Origin of the sequence: Treponema socranskii subsp. buccale (assembly GCF_024181585.1) — a bacterium.
Lineage (GTDB): Bacteria > Spirochaetota > Spirochaetia > Treponematales > Treponemataceae > Treponema_D > Treponema_D buccale.
In genome coordinates this window covers 846,900-863,912 of sequence record NZ_CP054258.1, presented here as the reverse complement: position 1 = coordinate 863,912, position 17,013 = coordinate 846,900, and the positions used below count along the sequence as shown (strand labels likewise).

The following is a 17,013-nucleotide window of genomic DNA, read 5'->3' as shown; positions in this document are numbered from 1 at the left end:
AGGTCGATAATTATTAATTGATAATTTTACGGACGGCGGCGGTATGAACGATTTAACCGATGAAGAAGATGTTCTCCACGACGAATGCGGCGTCGTCGGCGTGTATTTGAACGCCGACCCGATCGATACGTCGGCAATGAGCGCTTCTTCCCTCGCCTACTACGGCATGTATTCGCTGCAGCACCGCGGACAGGAAAGCGCGGGAATTGCCGTGTCGGACGGAAGCGACGTCAAAGTGCATAAGCTTATGGGTCTCGTCGCCGATGTCTTTAAACGCGAAAACCTCGATTCACTTTCGGGAAGGATCGCCGTCGCCCACGTCCGCTATGCGACCGCCGGCGGCTGTACGATCGAAAACGCACAGCCCATGGTCTACCGCTTTAAGCTCGGCACCGTCGCCGTCGCGCACAACGGTCAGCTTGTCAATTACGAACAGCTTCGCGAAATGCTCGAAGAAAGCGGCTCGTCGTTCAATTCGACGAGCGATACGGAAGTGATCGTCAAATTCATCGCAAAAAGCTATAAAAAGGGACTCGAACGCGCACTCACCGATACGATTCAGCTTATCAAAGGTTCGTTCGCGCTCTGCGTTATGACGCAGGACTGCCTCATCGGTGCGCGCGATCCGAACGGTATCCGCCCGCTCTGTCTCGGAAAGCTTGCAGGCGGCTGGGTACTCGCAAGCGAAAGCTGCGCTATCGACGCGATGGGAGCCGACTTCGTGCGCGATATCCGTCCCGGCGAAATCGTCATCATCAACGGCGACGGTGTGCTTTCGTTCGAGTTCGGTGAAAAGACGTCGAAGCGTTCGTGTATTTTCGAATACGTGTACTTCGCTCGCCCGGACTCGGTACTCGACGAAATCCCCGTGCAGGAAGCGCGGCTTCGCATGGGCGCCATGCTTGCAAAAGAAAATCCCGTATCGGCGGACGTCGTCATCGGTGTGCCCGACAGCGGACTCGGAGCCGCACTCGGCTATTCGCGGGCGGCGGGTATCCCCTATGCGACGGGTATCGTCAAAAATAAATACATCGGCAGATCGTTTATCGCGCCGACGCAAAAAGAGCGGGAAAATACCGTATTCGTCAAACTCAACACGATCAAAAACGAAATAAACGGAAAGCGTGTCATAGTCATAGACGATTCGATCGTGCGGGGTACGACGAGCAGACGCCTCATTCAAATACTGCGCAAAGCGGGTGCAAAAGAAGTGCACTTCCGCGTTTCAAGCCCGCCGGTAAAATTTCCGTGTTATTTCGGAATCGATACGCCGCGCAGAGCGGAACTCATCTCATCGGATCACGATGTCGAAGCGATATGCAAAGAGATCGGTGCCGATTCGCTCGCGTTTTTGAGTATGGACGGCATGCTCGAAGCGCTTCGTTCGTGCAATCCCGAACAATACGGTTACTGCAAAGGCTGCTTTACCGGCGAATATCCCGTAGCGGTGCCCGGAGAAATCCGAAGCGCACAGCTGCGGTGCTAGTTAAAATTATTAATTAATAATATCGGACTGACGTTTTTACGGGGGCGATATGGCGAAAACCATCGATTACAAAAAAAGCGGCGTCGACGTCGGCGAAGGATATAAAGCGGTCGACGAATACAAAAAATCGGCGGCAAAAACCGCGATCCCGGGACTTTTGACGGGTATCGGAAGCTTCAACGGTATGTTCGCCGTGCCGAAACACATCAAAGAACCCGTCATGGTAAGCGGTACGGACGGCGTCGGCACAAAACTCGACATCGCCTTTAAGATGAAAAAATACGATACCGTCGGCATCGACTGCGTTGCAATGAGCGTCAACGATATCCTCTGTTCCGGTGTACCGACGCTTTTTTTTCTCGACTACATCGCCTGCGGTTCGCTCGACGCGAAGATCGCGGGTAAAATCGTAGAAGGAATCGCCGCAGGCTGTAAAGATGCGGGCTGCGCGCTGCTCGGAGGCGAAACCGCTGAAATGCCGGGCTTTTACGACAAGGGCAAATACGACGTTGCGGGTTTCGGCGTAGGCATCGGTGAAAAAAAAGAGCTTATAACCGGCGGCAAAATACGAGCGGGAGACGTACTCATCGGTCTTTCGTCGACAGGCGTTCATTCGAACGGCTATTCGCTCGTGCGAAAACTCGTTACCGATTTCAACGAACCTTTTTGTTCGGACGGAAAGCATGGTCGAAAAACGATCGGGGATGTGCTTTTGACGCCGACGCGCATCTACGTGCGGCCGGTTATGGACGTGCTCAAAACGTACCGGACTTCGATACACGGCATGGTACACATCACGGGCGGCGGCTTTTATGAAAATCTCCCGCGCATGTATCCCCGTGCAAAGGAAAATCAAAAACAGCTCATATCGATTATTAAAAACGGAAGCTGGGACGTGCCCCCTATTTTTGCGGAGCTCGTAAGGCGGGGAGCCGACGAAAAGCGCATGTTCGAAACGTTCAATATGGGAATCGGCTTTGTGCTTGCAGTAAAAAAAAGCGACGCCTGCGCGATCGTCGACCGGTTCAACAAACACGCAAAGCGCTTTTCGGTCAAAGGCATCCCCGACATGAAAGCCTATACGATAGGGCGCGTCGCCGCATCCGAAAAAGAAATCCGCGGAAACGTCAAAGGCAATAAAGCGATGACGCTCTTTGAGGGGTGAAATGCTTTCGATCGCAGTGTTCGTTTCGGGAAGCGGCACGAATTTGCAGGCGCTCATCGATTATGAAAAATCCCGCGCTTCGTGCCCATACCGCATCCGTCTTGTCGTAAGCGACAGAAAAGACGCTTATGCGCTCGAACGTGCAAAAAAAGCCGGAATCGCGACGGAGCTCGTAAGCGCGTACGCGGTACTCGGAAAAGAAAAAGCGGAGGCCGCATCGCGCGATGAAAAGCGCCTCGCCGTTTCGAACGCGGCTCTCGCCGCATGCAAAAAACACAAAGCGGACGCGATCGTGCTTGCGGGCTGGCTCACGGTTTTATGCGGCCCCATAATAGGCGAGTACGGCGGAAAGATCATCAATCTGCATCCCGCCCTGCTTCCGAAATTCGGAGGAGTGGGTATGTGGGGTCGGCGCGTACACGAAACGGTCATCGCCGAAGGCGAAAGGGAAAGCGGCTGCACCGTACATTTTGTGGATTCGGGCTGCGACACGGGGGCGATCCTCGTGCAAAAAAAAGTAGACGTCATGCCCGGCGATACGCCCGACACATTATACGCGCGGATAGCGCCGGTCGAACACGAAGCGATAGTCGAAGGCGCCTGCATCCTCGCGAAAAAGCTCTCGGGGAAGGTCGATTAGAGGGCGGGGCACAGACTTATTCTCTTTCGCTTCCGCTCTTACCGCACCCCGCTGAAATCAAGCCGGTATTTCGTTCACGGCTTTTTCGCCGTTACATATCCTGCAAAGCACCAGCCTTCCTTCCCGTCCGATAAGCGTACCTTTATCCACGGAGCCGTGATTCCGTTTATCGTTTCCCTTTTCCCCTCTTCAAGTACCGTAAGCGGACTCCCCTTTGCTGCCAATACGACTTTTTCCGCCCGCAAATTCGGAGCCGCGCGAATATTTAAGTTATCCGTTGCATATACTCTCTTACCCGCCGAATAACGGCTGCCGAAAAGTCCCGGCCGGATTTTGGAAACTTCCGCTACGCTTCGAACCAGCCGAAATCCGTGCGTTGAATAACGGATTCTAAGCGGATAAAATGAAGACCGCCAGAGCATGGAAGATTCAGCTATACTGAAATTATAAGACGACCCTTTTGTAGCCCTATAATAGTCTTTCCTCTCCTCGGGAGTCTCAGCCAAATCCCAACACCACTCGAACATATTGCCCAGCATATCATACAAACCCAACGCATTCGGCTTTTTCAGCCCGACCGGATGGAATTCAAAGTTTGCATTTTCATACAACCACGCTTCATCGAGTACACTCGGACTCTTTGCCGAACCGTAATCGAAATTCGTCCCCCGCGCCGACGCCGCATACTCCCATTCGGCTACCGTCGCCAAGCGATACCCGTCCGCTTCTTTATCCCATTTTACCAGGGCATCAGCCGGATAATCGGCCTTATCTTTCAGGTAATTGCCTTTTTTCTTTTCCGCGCAAATCTCGTATACAGGCCGGTATCCCCTCTTTTTACTCAGCCAATTACAATACTCCAGCGCATCGAACCACGTTATATACCCCATTGGAAATGAGACAGTAACGGGTTGTTCGTAATTGCGTCCCAGTTTTTCCATATTAAGATATTCGGAACTCGGATCCGTTTCTTTAAGATACGCCTGATAATCGCCGACGGTAACCTGCACTGCCGATATATAAAAATCGGCCAGCTTAACACGTTTTGTTTCCCCGCTGCCGAGAGGATTCGTATACGTTCCGCCTTTTACCAATACCATCCTGTCTGCCGCATCTTCGCCGAATACGCGGCAGGCGCTCAACAATATAATTATTCCTAAAAATAGTCTTTTCATATTAATAAACCTTCTTCCATTTTGCCGAATACGATCCAGCATATAACCGCGACGAACAGCGAAACGATAACCCATATCGTCAGCGACAGTTCTTTCGGCTCTCTGTACAGCAATATTTCCTGACTGTATTCGAGCCGATCCAATGTATACAGCGTTACGGGTTCTTTCATACAAAACTTTCCTGCCCGTTCACGGCTTTTTCGTCGCTACATATCCCGCAAAGCACCAGCCTTCCGTGCCGTCCCGTAAGCGCACCTTTACCTATGACATCCTGCTCGTTTTAGCTAAAAATTGATTTCCGCGATCACTTGCCGTATTTTCAAGAAAAAGAGTTACCTTTAAAAACCTTTTCAATATTTCTTGTTCCCCTTTACTCAGCTTGTCACGTGTTATCGGTTGATTGTACATCCGCAGCCAAACCTTTTTAGACGATACTTTTATATCCGGTATAAAATCAAAACGTTCTTTCAAGGGGTCTAAAACAAACAATTCCAAATCCGGACAAAAAGAAAAATCCAAGCCTTCGGAACGTATCTTTTCAATACTTTCTTTCGGCATATAACCATTATGTTCCACTTTTTTTAATTTTGTCATACCGGATAAAACGGAAAAATCTGAAAAATGTACCGAACCGAAATATAACTCTTCTACAGTCGATACTTCTTTAAGGAAGTCATAATTTTTAAGGAAAGGTAAAGTTTGAAATACCAAAACTTTTAAGTGCTTTAATTTTTCCAAACCCCGAATATCCTGTGTTCTATACCCGTTACTATCCGAATCAAAAATAACCAGACTTTCAATATCTGCAGAATAGTATTCGGCAACTTCCGTGCCGTCGGTCATCATCCTTATGATTTTTACATCCTCGGCAAATGACCATACTGTCATCATAAGTAAAAACAACAATATCGTATTTTTTTTCATATACTACTCCTGTTATTGCCGATTGAGCGGCACAAAATTGCGGTCGTCTCGGAGTTCTCCTCCCGTTAGAATCCCGTTGTCAATTTTTTTTATAATTAAAAGCCGAGCGTTTCTCCGACGAGAACGACTTTGATCCTTCCCGCAGGTTTGCACAAGCGCGTGCGCACGATGTACGAGCAGATGCTGTCGGTGCTTTTGCAGTCGGCGCAGCTTCCCGTCGTTTTGCAGGGCGTGCATATATCGAAGCGCTGCGCATTGACGGGAGCCGCCGTATTGCGCGCGCGGGAAGTCGCGTCTTCGGCGGTCTTTACGACTTTGTTCATACCGCACGCGACGATGACGCTTCTCGGGCCGAAAGTCATCGCTGCAACTCGGTTACCGTTTCCGTCGACGTTGACGATTTCGCCGTCTTCCGAAATCGCGTTCGCGCCCGTCAAATACGTATCGCACAAAAGGGCGCGCCTCATGATTTCGATTTTCTCTTCCTGCGACTGTGCCGTGCTGCGGTCGATGACGCGCCATCCGCCTTTTTTTACGCGATCTATGACACCGAGCGCTTCCATCGTCATGGAGCCGCCCCAGGATACGACATCCGTTTTCGGTATGAGCGAGAGAATTTTTTCGGCCGCCTCCGAAGACGACGCACAATAATAAGCGTCGAAGTGCCGAAGCGAAAGCGCTTTTATGAGGCCTGCTCCGAGTTTTTCGTTTCTGATCCGTTCCGCCTTATCCATAAGCTCCTCCGCTTACGCGTCGATTTCGGAAGCGAGGTGATGTACGATAAAGTTTCTGCGTTCGGGCGTATTTTTTCCCATATAAAACTGCAGCACTTTCGGCACGTTTTTCAGCGATTCGATCGACACCGGAGTCAAATGCATACCGCGGTCTTCACCGTCGCCTTCTTTTCGCGGACGGATAAACTGTCCGAATTCGTTCGGGCTGATTTCGCCCAAACCTTTAAATCGCGTCACTTCCGCGCCCGCTCCGAGCGCTTTCAATTCTTTGTCGCGGGACGCTTCGCTGTAGCAGTAGCGCGTCGTCGTTTTATTTCTCACGCGGAACAGCGGCGTTTCAAGGATGTACACGTGACCGCGCAAAACTATCTCTTCGAAATACAGCAAAAAATACGTGAGCACGAGGTTTCGAATATGGAAACCGTCGTTATCGGCATCGGTTGCAATGACGATCTTATCGTAACGAAGGTCTTCGATATCTTTTTGAATGCCGAGCGAAAAAGTCAGATTTTTCAGTTCTTCGTTTTCATAGAGCGCCGACTTCCGCCTGCCGTACATATTTTCGGGCTTTCCGCGGAGTGAAAAAATCGCCTGCGTTGCAACGTCGCGGCAGCCGACCATAGAGCCGGTTGCCGAATCGCCTTCCGTTATAAAGATCATCGACTCCGCGCCTTCTTCTCCGTCCTGCACGTGATAACGGCAGTCTTTGAGTTTGGGGATTTTGAGCGTAACGCTCTTTGCCGCTTCGCGGATCTGCTTGTCGGTAACGTTATTGATTTCGGCGTGCGCTTTTTGATTTTTAATAATTTTTTCTTCGATCGCGCCTGCGACGTCGGGATTGTGACGCAGCCAATCGTCGATCGCGAACTGCGTTTCTTTCATGATCGGCGAGCGCACTTCGACGTTGCCGAGCTTGTTTTTCGTCTGGCTCGTAAACATGGGATTGTCGATGCCGATTTTGAGCGCGACGAAAAGTCCCCCCGCCGCATCGCGTACGTCGTATTCTTTTTTATAAAAGGCGCTGATACCCTTCGTAAAGCCGTCGAGAAAAGACGTTACGTGGGTACCGCCGTCTTCGGTGCTCTGTCCGTTTACGAACGAATAAACGAATTTGTCGAGGCTGTTCGTATGCGTGAGGACGAATTGAATCGCTTTGCCGTTATACGAAAACATAGGATAGAGCGGCTTGCTCTTTCCCATTTCGTTTAAAAGCAAATCTTCCAATCCTTTTTCGCTTTTATATTCTTTACCGTTGCAGCTGATGAGGAGCCCCGGATTGAGGTAAGCGTAATTCCACAAACGCTTTTCGATCATGTCCATATTGAACGTGTACGGGCCGAAAATTTCTTCGTCGGGAACGAATTCGAGGTAGGTGCCGTTTTTGACGCCGTCTTTCGCTTTGCCGAGTTTTTCGCCCGTCTTTTCGCCGTGCGCGTATTCGACGACGGCCATTTTGCCGTCGCGCACCGACGCTGCACGGAAATACGAAGAGAGCGCGTTCGTCGCTTTGATGCCGACGCCGTTCATGCCGATCGCCTGCTTGAACACCGTATTGTTGTACTTTGCGCCGGTGTTTACGTTCGATACGCAGTCGTCGAGTTTGCCGAGCGGAATGCCGCGCCCGTAATCGCGGATTTTTACGCGCCCGTCGCGGATATCGATATCGATCCGCTTTCCGAAGCCTTGAGAAAATTCGTCGACCGCATTGTCGATACCTTCTTTTAATAAAATATAGATGCCGTCGTTTTCGTTCGATCCGTCGCCGAGACTGCCGATATACATGCCGGGCCGGAGCCGTATGTGTTCGAGCCCTTCGAGGTGTAAAATGCTGTCTTCGTCGTATACACCGTGTTTCGGAGTCGGTCGTTTGGCAATGTCGGAAAGTCTTTTCGCAGCCGACGAACGCGTTCCGCCGGAAGCGGTTTTTGCTGCTTCTCGCGAAGTTCCGGCTGAAGTTTTCGCCGCGTTTTTTTCCGCAGCGCTCCGAGTCATTTTCGTCTCTTTTGCCGCGCTCTTTTTGCCTACGGCGGAAGCCGTTTTTTTCGCTGCCGTTTTCGGCTTTGCGCTCTTCGATTTTGCGGATTCTGCGCGCTTTTCTTTCGCTTGAGTTTTTTTCACCGCGGACGCTTTCGCACCGCCCTTCACATCGGTTTTTTTTGCGGCTGCCGCAAGCAGTCCGCCTTTTTTTTGAATACCACCCATATAATCAGTATATAACAATTTTTCGCACGGAGCAAGGACACGCATACCACACAAACCAAACGGCAATAAGCAAAAAAGAACCGATGATGTACGGCAGTCGTGAAGTTTTATTCATGGTTTTATCTTCATTTTACGAAGTCGCAATTCCTATTTTCAATTTATATTTACTTGCTAATATTTCTTTAATAGCTCCTATTTGTCAAGAACGCTATTACAGCGAATGCCCCGCGTGCTCGCTTTCTGCACTCGCTTTCGTACAAATTGGACAAAGGCGTAAAAGCGCGGTACGGTAAAAATCATGACGCGTGACGGCAACAACGGCACATCCGCTTTCATCCTCACATGACCGGTATGGCGCTCGCTCCTTTCGTTTTTTTCCCGATTCTGCTCGGCGCTAAAGTACAAGCTCCGCTTCCGCTTCGAGTTCATCGCCCCGCCGTATCGCATCGATACACGGCGTGAGGATGCGCACGCGGATGGCGGCACCCGGACGCGGCACGGGAAGTTCCGCACAGCTGACCTTACAGTGAATGAAATTTTCGGTTACCGCTCGGATATGAAAAACTCCGTCGCCTTCTTTTGCGTTTTCCGCGATCGCGCGCACGGTCGTGCCGCAAATCGATTCGATATAGGCCGTTTTACTTTGCAGGGCGAAATCGGAAAGCAGACGCACCCGCTCGCGCACGGCCGCCGAAGGGACTTTCGGTTTCATCAAAAAAGCGCGGGTTCCCGGGCGCGGGGAAAACGGAAAGACGTGAACGTATGCAAAACCGCACGCGCGGCAGAGTTCGATCGTCTTTTCAAAATCTTCATCCGTTTCGCCGGGAAAACCTGCGATGATGTCGCATGCAAAAAATGCGTTGCCTTTCGCCCGCCTCAACATTGAAACCGATCGGAGAATATCGTCCGCGCGATAGCTTCTGTTCATGGCGGCGAGAATCGCATCGCTTCCGCTCTGCACCGAAAGGTGAAAATGAGGGCGCACGAGCTCGTCTTTGACGATGCGGCAAAAGCGGTCGTCGACGAGTTCGGGATACATACTCGATATGCGAAATGCAAGGCCGCTCGTTTCATCGAGCGCTTTTTCGAGGAGGTCGGCGAAAGTATAATACGCGCCGTCGTATTCTCCGCGGTACTGGGCGATATTGACCGCCGTAAAAACGATTTCGTTTTGTCCCTCCGCTTTGAGAGAAGCGATCCGGGAAAGCACGTCGCGCACCGGAAGCGAAACCGATTTTCCCCGAGCGATTCGGATCGCACAGTACGAGCAGGCGCTCGAGCAGCCGTCCTGTATTTTAAGGGATGAACGCGAATGCGCAAGAAAGGTATCGGTCGCCAAACGGAAAGACGCTTCGGCTTTTCCCGAATGCGATTTCGTATCGGCAAAAAGCGTCGATGCAAGGAGAGTCGAAAAATCTTCCGCGGAAAATATTTCGTGCGTTTCGATAAAATCCGAAAGGAGAGACGGAACGTCTGCGAGCCTGTCTTTGCAGAGCCCCGGAAGGACTGCGACTCGGGGAGCAAGTTCGGCGATTTTATCCGCGGCGAGCTGGGCATAGCAGCCCGTGACGATGACGGAAGATGACGGACACTTTTGCAAAAGCAATCGGATTTCGCGCCGCGCTTTTTGCTCCGCCTTTTGCGTTACCGCACACGTATTTACGACGCACACAAGCACATCTCGAAGAACTTCACTTGCAGCCGTCGGCGGTATCATGGAAACGGAAAATCCCGTATCGACAAAAAAACGCGCCGCCGACTCGCTTTCGATTTGATTGAGGCGGCAGCCCAAAGTTTCAAAGATGATTTGCGGCAACGTGCACCTTATTGCAGACGGGAAGCGACGCGGGCTTTGCCGCTTTGCGCGTCGGAAGAAGCGGCATTGAGCAGGAGCGCTTCGTCGTAAGCTTCGGCCGCTTCGTAATAATTGCCCGCCATTTCGCGCGCGTAGCCCAGCCGTGTCCACCAGCGGTCGAGCAGCGGCTCCTTTTTTACCGCAGCCGAAAAAGAGATATCCGCGTGCTGATAGCGCGCTTGGCGGATATAGATTTCACCCATAAAATAATACGCCGCTCCGACGCGTGAACCGCTTTCGGGAGCGTTTGCAACATAGCGCTGAAACTGTTCGAGCGCGCCGTTATTTTTTCCGAGATAATATTTTGCTTCTCCCAGTATTTCAATGAGGCGCAGATCGTAGGGGCTCACTTTCAGTCCGTCCGTCGCACGCTGCTCCGCTTCCGCGTATTGCCGGTTTCGAACGAGCGACCAGCACAAAACCACATAAGATTCGATGCGTGACGGATTGCGCGCGATTTCCGTTTCGCAGATTTGAATCGCCGCCGCATAGTCTCCGTTTTGATAGAGAACAAGCGCATCCCGCCGCTGTGCGCTTTGCCTGCGCTGAGGAGATGCGGGAGGTGCCGCCTGAGGGGAAGGAGTCTGCGGCGGAGCGGCTTGCACAGAAGGAATCTGCGGCGATTGCGGAGCGGGCGTTTGACCTTGCGCTTGAGGCGCGGGAACAAGCGCGTCTCCGGGTACGGCTTGTGCTGCAGGCGTTTGCGAAGAAGGAGCCGTTTGAGGCGAAGGAGTCTGCTCGGCTTCGCCCGACGTTTGAGAAAAAAGCGGAAAGGCAAAGGCGATCGCCAATGCCCAGATAATCGACTGTCGTAAAAATCGCTGCATATTATTTTACCATTGTACATTTGCCGGTAAAGGTGCTGCCCGGCTCAAGCACCACCTGTTCGGCCGTAATATCTCCGTCAATCGAGCCCGAAGCCGTAACGAATACCATTTTTTTTGCGGCAACGTTGCCCTTCACTTTTCCTTTAACAAGCACGCGGAGCGCCTTTATATCCGCTTCGACGGATGCGCCGCTGTCTATAACCAAATCGCTCGTCGCATCGATGCTGCCTTTGACCTTGCCGCGTATCATAAACGGTTTTGCAAAGCGGATGCTTCCCGTAAACGCGATATCGCTTTCTATGACGGTATCGAACGCTTCTTCTTCGAGATCGAACAGATCCATATCTTTTACATCGAACATGACTACACTTTAACGTGAAAAAATTGCTCGGTCAATACGGCGGGGAATGACATACAGAGACAACCGCATAAGAAACTATATTTTCTAAGAAATACTGAGTAAAGTAAAAAAGCGGCTGCACTCCCGGCAGCAGCCCTGTAGTTCGCCGCGGCAGACCGTGAACGGAATCGGACTGCGCAAACTTTTATTAAAAAGTTTGCTTGCCATCGGTCTGAGCGGCTCGGCGACAGTGCCGCTGCCTCGCGTTCCGCCTTTTCTCATTTAATCATACGTTCTTTTTTGGGACGTACATTTCTGATAAGGTTACCACCGACAATCCCCTCCCCTTATTAACAAAATTGACTATCCCTTGCTATTTTATCTACGAGGGTTTATTATAAAAGCGTACACATCGTACATTCGATCAATTGTGGCAAAACCGAAGCGACGCTCTTTGCTGTAAGGGCGTATGGAGGATGAAATATGGCTGTTGTGAAAAAATCCGCCGTAAAAAAAACGGCGGTAAAAAAGACAAGCGCCGGTAAAGCGGCAAAAAAATCGGCTGTTAAAAAAACCGCTTCGAAAACGGCAAAAAAGACGGCTGAAAAAAAAGCGACCGTAAAAAAAACGGTAAAAAAACTTTCCGCTAAAAAATCCGTCGCAAAAAAAGCGGTACAGGCAAAAGCCGCCGTAAAACCGGCAGCGAAAAAAAATGCGGCAAAGAGCGGTATCGATTTTACCGCGGAAATGATCAAAAAGGCGAAAGCGTATCAAAAGTCGCTCGTGCTTCCCGAAGGCGATGAAGAGCGCACGATCAAAGCCGCCGCGAAGATTGTCGCCAAAAAAATCGCAAAAAAAGTGATCCTGCTCGGCTCCCGCGAAAAAATCGAAAGCGCGGCACAGGCGCTTAAAGTTTCGCTCGCAGGCATCGACATCATCGACCCTGTATCCTCTCCGTGGCTCGACGATTTCGGTCAAACCTATTTTGAACTCAGGCAGGGAAAAATCAATAAAAAGACGAATCTTCCCGAAGTGAGCGACGCTGCGGCGGGAAAAGCGTATATGCTTTCCGATTATTTGAGCTTCGGTGCGATGATGGTGAGAAAAGGTTATGCCGACGCTATGGTAAGCGGCGCGCGCTCGTCGACGGCAGCCCTCCTCCGCGCAGGATTAAAAGTTATCGGCACGGAAAGCAAAACGGCATCTTCGTGCTTCGTCATGGATATGCACGATTCGGCGTGGGGCTATAAGGGCTTGATGATTTTTTCCGACTGCGCGGTCGTCCCCGAACCGGATGCCGAACAGCTTTCCGACATCGCAGTCGCGGCGGGAAAATCGTGCAAAGCGCTTTTGGGCTGCGATCCGTGCATCGCACTCCTTTCCTTTTCGACAAAGGGTTCGGGCGGCGCTCAGCCTTCCGTCCTCACGGTGCAGGAAGCGGTGCAAAAAGCGCACGCAAAAGCGCCTTCTCTTTTACTCGACGGAGAGCTGCAGGCGGATGCGGCTCTTATCCCGTCCGTCACCGACAAAAAAGCTCCCGGCTCTCCTGTCAAAGGCAAAGTGAATACGATCGTATTCCCGAACCTTTCGGCCGGAAATATCGGCTATAAACTCGTGCAGCGCCTCGCCCATGCGGATGCGTACGGCCCGATCCTGCAGGGATTTGCCAAGCCGATAAGCGATCTTTCACGCGGCTGTTCGGTCGACGATATCGTCATAACGGCGGCGATCACACTCGTACAGGCGGGAAGCGCCGCATAAATGAAGAGTCGGAACAGTTTTCACCTGCTTTTTTTCATCATCGTCCTCGCTTCGTGTAAAGCTGTTCCGAAGCAAGGGGCCGAAACGGAAGCGCCTCAAACGCCGAGCGGACAAAGCGTTTCCGTTTTAAACGAAGAAAATGGGACATCTTCGCTTGAAAGCGAAAAAAAAGCATCCGAGACGCTGCAGCACAACCTTACGCTTTTGTTCGCAGGCGATATCATGGCGCATAAGCCGAACTATTCGATGAGCGATTATTCACTCATCTGGAAAGATATCGCACCTCTCGCCCGCTCGTGCGATTTTTCGTTTGCGAATATCGAAGCTCCCGTCGATGACAGCATCCCCTATGCAACCTATCCGCGTTTCAATATGCACCACGAATATCCGGAAGCTGCGATCAGCGCGGGCTTCAACGTCTTTTCTCTCGTAAACAATCATTCGAACGATCAGGGACTCTCGGGCATAAAGCATACGCGCGAGTGGGCGGAAAAAACGGAGAAGATATACAAGGGCAAAGAGCGTGAAGTCTTTTTTTCGGGATTGAAAGAATCGGGCGGAGAAGCGATCGGATATAAAATTATTAAAAAAAACGGATGGACGATCATCTTTTGCGCGGTAACGGAATTGCTGAATGAAAAAAAATATACCGAATATATGGACTACGTGCCGCCGGCAGCGCGGGAAGCGTTGGAAAACCGCATACGGCAAATCAGAGCGGAAAACCCGTGCGATATTTTTATCCTTTCGATTCACGCAAACGTCCCTGAATACATCCGAAGCGTCTCCGCTTCGCAGCGCGCGTATTATTACAAACTGCTCGACTGCGGAGCCGACATCATTTGGGCGAATCACCCGCACGTCGTACAGGAACGCGAGTTTATCGGAAAAAAATCGGAGCGGCGTTTTTCGAAGCTCATACTTTACGCGAACGGCAATACGATAAGCGCTCAGCGCTATAAACCCGCCTTCGATACGCCCGATGCACCGCACGAATATACGGGCGACGGGCTTTTATACAAAGTGCTCTATTATAAAAAAGAAGAAGGCGGCATTGCAATCCTGCACGAAACGGAAGCGCACTACATAACGACCTATATCACGACGGCATATCAATTCGTCATAAAATATCTCGACGACGATTTTATCGATTATTTACGAGATGCGGAACGGATCGATTGGATGCGCTATATCGCCGCGCGGAAAACCGTCATGGAAAACACACGGGTACGAAAAACATGGCTATAGACTATAAATCGCTTCCGGTATACGAACAAAAGCGGCGCATTTTGGACACGCTCGCACACAACCAAGTGATCGTCGTGCAGAGCCCGACCGGCAGCGGTAAAACGACGCAGATCCCGGTCATCCTTTACGAAGCGGGTTACGCCGAAACGGGTGTCGTCGCGGTGACGCAGCCGAGACGGATCGCCGCCCTTTCCGTAAGCGAATTCATTGCAAAGCAGCTCGGCACAAGCTACCCCGGACTCGTCGGATACAAAATGCGCTTCGAAGATAAAACCGACGCGACGACGAGGATTAAAATAATGACCGACGGCATTTTGCTGCAGGAGATGAAGCTCGACCCGTGGATGTCGAAGTATTCGGTCGTTATGGTAGACGAAGCGCACGAGCGCAGTTTGAACATCGACTTCGTACTCGGATTGTTAAAACGCGTTTTGGCCGAACGCAAAGATTTCAAAGTCATCGTTTCGTCGGCGACGATGAACGCCGAAGCCTTTTCGTCCTACTTCGACGGATGCCCCATCGTCACGATCGATACGGTTACCTTTCCCGTCACCCTCGTTTACGATCCGCCGGCCGTCTCCGCAAGCACCGTATCGGACGCCGCGTGCGACGCGCTTTTGACGAAAATCGAAAACACGGTCGGGCGCGTCCTCGACAACAGAATCGACGGCGGTATCTTGATTTTTTTGCCGGGAGAAAAAATTATTAAAGACTGCCTTTTCCGCCTCGACCGTTCGCCCTTCGCTCGGAAAATCCACACGCTGCCGCTCTACGGCAGGCTTCCGAAAGAAGAGCAGGAGCGCGTTTTCGCCCCTCCCCCGTTCGGGAAAAAGAAAATAATAATTTCCACGAATATCGCCGAAACGTCCGTCACGATAAGCGACATCACGACCGTCATCGATTCGGGACTGGCAAAGCTCAATTTTTACAATCCGCATACGTACACGTCGAGCCTCGTCGAAACGCCCGTTTCAAAAGCGTCGTGCAATCAGCGCAAAGGAAGGGCGGGACGCACGTGCCCCGGAACCTGTTACCGCCTCTATCCGCGCAAAGATTACGAAACGCGTGAAATGTATACGACCGAAGAGATCTACCGCACCGATTTGAGCGAAGTCGTTTTGCGCATGGCCGAACTCGGTATTACGAATTTTTACGATTTCAATTTCCTCTCCCCGCCTTCCCGCGAAGGAATCGCAGGCGCGGTCGATACGCTCGTTATGCTGAAAGCGATAACGAAAGACAATACGCTCTCTTCGATCGGAAAACTTATGGTCGAATTTCCGCTCGAACCGAGGATAAGCCGCATCATCGTCGAAGCGATCATGAAATATCCCTCCGTTCTCGAAGAAGCGCTCGTCGCAGCCTCTTTTCTTTCGACAAACTCGCCGTTCGTGCTTCCTCCCGGAGAAGAGATGGAAGCGCGTCGTGCGCATCACGCGTTCCGCGACGTACAGGGCGACTTCGTTTCCTACCTGCACATCTTCCGCGCGTACCGCGGCGCTTCGAATAAAGCGCGCTTTTGCAAAAACAGTTTTCTTGACGAACGCGTTATGGCGGAAATCGAAAACATAGACATACAGCTTTCGCAGATCGTCGCCGACATGCAGATCCCGATCACCGGAGGAGGAGCGATGAGCGATTATCTGTGCTGCATAGCCGCGGGTATGATGCAGTTCGTGTGCGTGCGCGAAGGGAAAGACAATTACAAAACGCTGACAACCGAACACATCTGTATCCATCCGGGAAGCAGTATGTTCCGAACCGATCCGCTGTACATCGTCGCAGGGGAAATCGTGCGCACATCGCGCATGTTTGCCATGAGCGTCTCTCCCTTGACGAGGACACTGCTCGACGCGATCGATCCCTCACTGCGCGAAAAACTTGAAAAAAAATGCACGCGGAAAAGCAAAGCGCGTGAAACAGATATCATTCCCCCGAAACAAAAGGCGAAAGACGAAAACGAAAAAGCGAAAAAAATTATTAAAGCGATAAAAGACGAAGAGTATATTTCGTTCGGCGGGAAAACGTTCGAACTGAAAAAAATCAAAGGCAAAAAAACCGCGCTCCTGCCCTACGAAAATTTTATAAAGGCGGCAAAAAGCGAAACCGACGAAAGCCTTGTAAAACAGGTCGGAGGGCTCCGCTGCAAAATACTCTTCGAAAACGGCTATACGCTCCTCGACGGCGAAAAGCTCGAACTTGCTTTAAAGCTTGCAAAATCGATTTCGCTTTCTCCGATGCCGGAAAATAAATTCGACAAAAAGCTCAACATAAGCCTCGCCGACGAAGGTGCGTCCGCGCGCCTTTCCGATGCGCTCGACATCGTGCTGGGCGTGGCGGTCGCAAAACAAAAGAGCAAAGAGTACGGCTTCGTGTGCCTCTTTACCGACGGTAACGGCACCTATTGGTTTAAAGTATCGCGCGGCTTTACCACAGCGCTCAACGAAAGCCTTTCATCGCTCGAATTGTTAAGCGACGACGTAAACGCCGACTTTACCGAAGCGCAAAAAGAAAAAGCGAACCGCGTATACCGCGCCCTCCACTCGCTGTACGAAAGCTGAGGCATCCGTACCGCAATTTACAAAACGCTCCGTTCGGGTTATGATGGATTGCAGGAAAGAATATTCCCGAACAATTAATAATTATACTGCTACGG

Annotated in this window: 14 protein-coding genes; 6 read left to right on the top strand and 8 right to left on the bottom strand. The window is 51.2% G+C overall.

Annotated elements, in window-relative coordinates; translation table 11 throughout:
* Nucleotides 1-43: 43 nt before the first annotated feature.
* From purF to purN, 3 genes are read left to right on the top strand one after another with little or no spacing between them, the layout of a single operon-like run.
* On the top strand, nt 44-1,486 hold the full coding sequence (purF, locus tag HRI97_RS03810; protein WP_253726695.1) for an amidophosphoribosyltransferase: 1,443 nt from the start codon (nt 44-46) through the stop codon (nt 1,484-1,486).
* Between the two features lie 49 nt (nt 1,487-1,535).
* Nucleotides 1,536-2,651 (top strand): phosphoribosylformylglycinamidine cyclo-ligase, encoded by a 1,116-nt coding sequence (gene purM / locus HRI97_RS03805; RefSeq protein WP_253726693.1) that lies wholly within the window; start codon nt 1,536-1,538, stop codon nt 2,649-2,651.
* Between the two features lies 1 nt (nt 2,652).
* The gene (gene purN, locus HRI97_RS03800; protein ID WP_253726691.1) at nt 2,653-3,291 is read left to right on the top strand and encodes a phosphoribosylglycinamide formyltransferase; all 639 of its coding nucleotides are present in this window, start codon (nt 2,653-2,655) and stop codon (nt 3,289-3,291) included.
* 74 nt (nt 3,292-3,365) lie between these two features.
* Here purN and HRI97_RS03795 read toward each other — a convergent pair whose 3' ends face one another.
* The 8 genes from HRI97_RS03795 to HRI97_RS03760 all read right to left on the bottom strand — a co-directional run bounded on the left by HRI97_RS03795 (nt 3,366) and on the right by HRI97_RS03760 (nt 11,369).
* Nucleotides 3,366-4,466: an SUMF1/EgtB/PvdO family nonheme iron enzyme gene (locus tag HRI97_RS03795; RefSeq protein WP_253726689.1), complete on the bottom strand. Its 1,101-nt coding sequence runs from the start codon at nt 4,464-4,466 to the stop codon at nt 3,366-3,368.
* Nucleotides 4,463-4,636, bottom strand: a complete 174-nt coding sequence (locus HRI97_RS03790) for a hypothetical protein (protein ID WP_253726687.1) — start codon at nt 4,634-4,636, stop codon at nt 4,463-4,465. The genes HRI97_RS03795 and HRI97_RS03790 overlap by 4 nt, the downstream gene beginning before the upstream one ends.
* 91 nt (nt 4,637-4,727) lie before the next feature.
* On the bottom strand, nt 4,728-5,390 hold the full coding sequence (locus tag HRI97_RS03785) for a hypothetical protein (protein WP_253726685.1): 663 nt from the start codon (nt 5,388-5,390) through the stop codon (nt 4,728-4,730).
* Between the two features lie 95 nt (nt 5,391-5,485).
* Nucleotides 5,486-6,124 (bottom strand): lactate utilization protein, encoded by a 639-nt coding sequence (locus HRI97_RS03780; RefSeq protein ID WP_253726683.1) that lies wholly within the window; start codon nt 6,122-6,124, stop codon nt 5,486-5,488.
* 12 nt (nt 6,125-6,136) lie between these two features.
* Nucleotides 6,137-8,326 carry a toprim domain-containing protein gene (locus HRI97_RS03775; protein WP_253726681.1) on the bottom strand — a complete coding sequence of 730 codons (2,190 nt, stop codon included), beginning with the start codon at nt 8,324-8,326 and terminating at the stop codon, nt 6,137-6,139.
* A 394-nt stretch (nt 8,327-8,720) separates the two neighbouring features.
* Entirely contained in the window at nt 8,721-10,142 is a 1,422-nt protein-coding gene (gene mtaB / locus HRI97_RS03770) for a tRNA (N(6)-L-threonylcarbamoyladenosine(37)-C(2))-methylthiotransferase MtaB (RefSeq protein ID WP_253726679.1), read from the bottom strand.
* A gap of 8 nt (nt 10,143-10,150) precedes the next feature.
* The gene (locus HRI97_RS03765) at nt 10,151-11,008 is read right to left on the bottom strand and encodes a tetratricopeptide repeat protein (RefSeq protein WP_253726677.1); all 858 of its coding nucleotides are present in this window, start codon (nt 11,006-11,008) and stop codon (nt 10,151-10,153) included.
* A 1-nt stretch (nt 11,009) separates the two neighbouring features.
* Nucleotides 11,010-11,369 (bottom strand): bactofilin family protein, encoded by a 360-nt coding sequence (locus HRI97_RS03760; protein WP_180486668.1) that lies wholly within the window; start codon nt 11,367-11,369, stop codon nt 11,010-11,012.
* 708 nt (nt 11,370-12,077) lie between these two features.
* On the opposite strand from HRI97_RS03760, the gene pta reads away from it, so the two are divergent.
* From pta to HRI97_RS03745, 3 genes are read left to right on the top strand one after another with little or no spacing between them, the layout of a single operon-like run.
* Nucleotides 12,078-13,109, top strand: coding sequence for a phosphate acetyltransferase (gene pta / locus HRI97_RS03755; RefSeq protein ID WP_253727283.1), 1,032 nt, complete (start codon nt 12,078-12,080; stop codon nt 13,107-13,109).
* Nucleotides 13,110-14,357: a CapA family protein gene (locus HRI97_RS03750; protein WP_253726675.1), complete on the top strand. Its 1,248-nt coding sequence runs from the start codon at nt 13,110-13,112 to the stop codon at nt 14,355-14,357.
* On the top strand, nt 14,348-16,918 hold the full coding sequence (locus HRI97_RS03745; RefSeq protein ID WP_253727282.1) for a helicase-related protein: 2,571 nt from the start codon (nt 14,348-14,350) through the stop codon (nt 16,916-16,918). The genes HRI97_RS03750 and HRI97_RS03745 overlap by 10 nt, the downstream gene beginning before the upstream one ends.
* The last annotated feature ends 95 nt before the right edge of the window (nt 16,919-17,013 follow it).

Excerpts from the sequence above, each read along its gene's own strand:
- HRI97_RS03785 (WP_253726685.1), bottom strand. The coding sequence starts at position 5,390 with ATGAAAAAAAATACGATATTGTTGTTTTTACTTATGATGACAGTATGG.
- HRI97_RS03745 (WP_253727282.1), top strand. The coding sequence starts at position 14,348 with ATGGCTATAGACTATAAATCGCTTCCGGTATACGAACAAAAGCGGCGC.
- purM (WP_253726693.1), top strand. The coding sequence starts at position 1,536 with ATGGCGAAAACCATCGATTACAAAAAAAGCGGCGTCGACGTCGGCGAA.
- HRI97_RS03795 (WP_253726689.1), bottom strand. The coding sequence starts at position 4,466 with ATGAAAAGACTATTTTTAGGAATAATTATATTGTTGAGCGCCTGCCGC.
- HRI97_RS03790 (WP_253726687.1), bottom strand. The coding sequence starts at position 4,636 with ATGAAAGAACCCGTAACGCTGTATACATTGGATCGGCTCGAATACAGT.
- HRI97_RS03780 (WP_253726683.1), bottom strand. The coding sequence starts at position 6,124 with ATGGATAAGGCGGAACGGATCAGAAACGAAAAACTCGGAGCAGGCCTC.
- purF (WP_253726695.1), top strand. The coding sequence starts at position 44 with ATGAACGATTTAACCGATGAAGAAGATGTTCTCCACGACGAATGCGGC.
- HRI97_RS03765 (WP_253726677.1), bottom strand. The coding sequence starts at position 11,008 with ATGCAGCGATTTTTACGACAGTCGATTATCTGGGCATTGGCGATCGCC.
- HRI97_RS03750 (WP_253726675.1), top strand. The coding sequence starts at position 13,110 with ATGAAGAGTCGGAACAGTTTTCACCTGCTTTTTTTCATCATCGTCCTC.
- HRI97_RS03760 (WP_180486668.1), bottom strand. The coding sequence starts at position 11,369 with ATGTTCGATGTAAAAGATATGGATCTGTTCGATCTCGAAGAAGAAGCG.
- HRI97_RS03775 (WP_253726681.1), bottom strand. The coding sequence starts at position 8,326 with ATGGGTGGTATTCAAAAAAAAGGCGGACTGCTTGCGGCAGCCGCAAAA.
- purN (WP_253726691.1), top strand. The coding sequence starts at position 2,653 with ATGCTTTCGATCGCAGTGTTCGTTTCGGGAAGCGGCACGAATTTGCAG.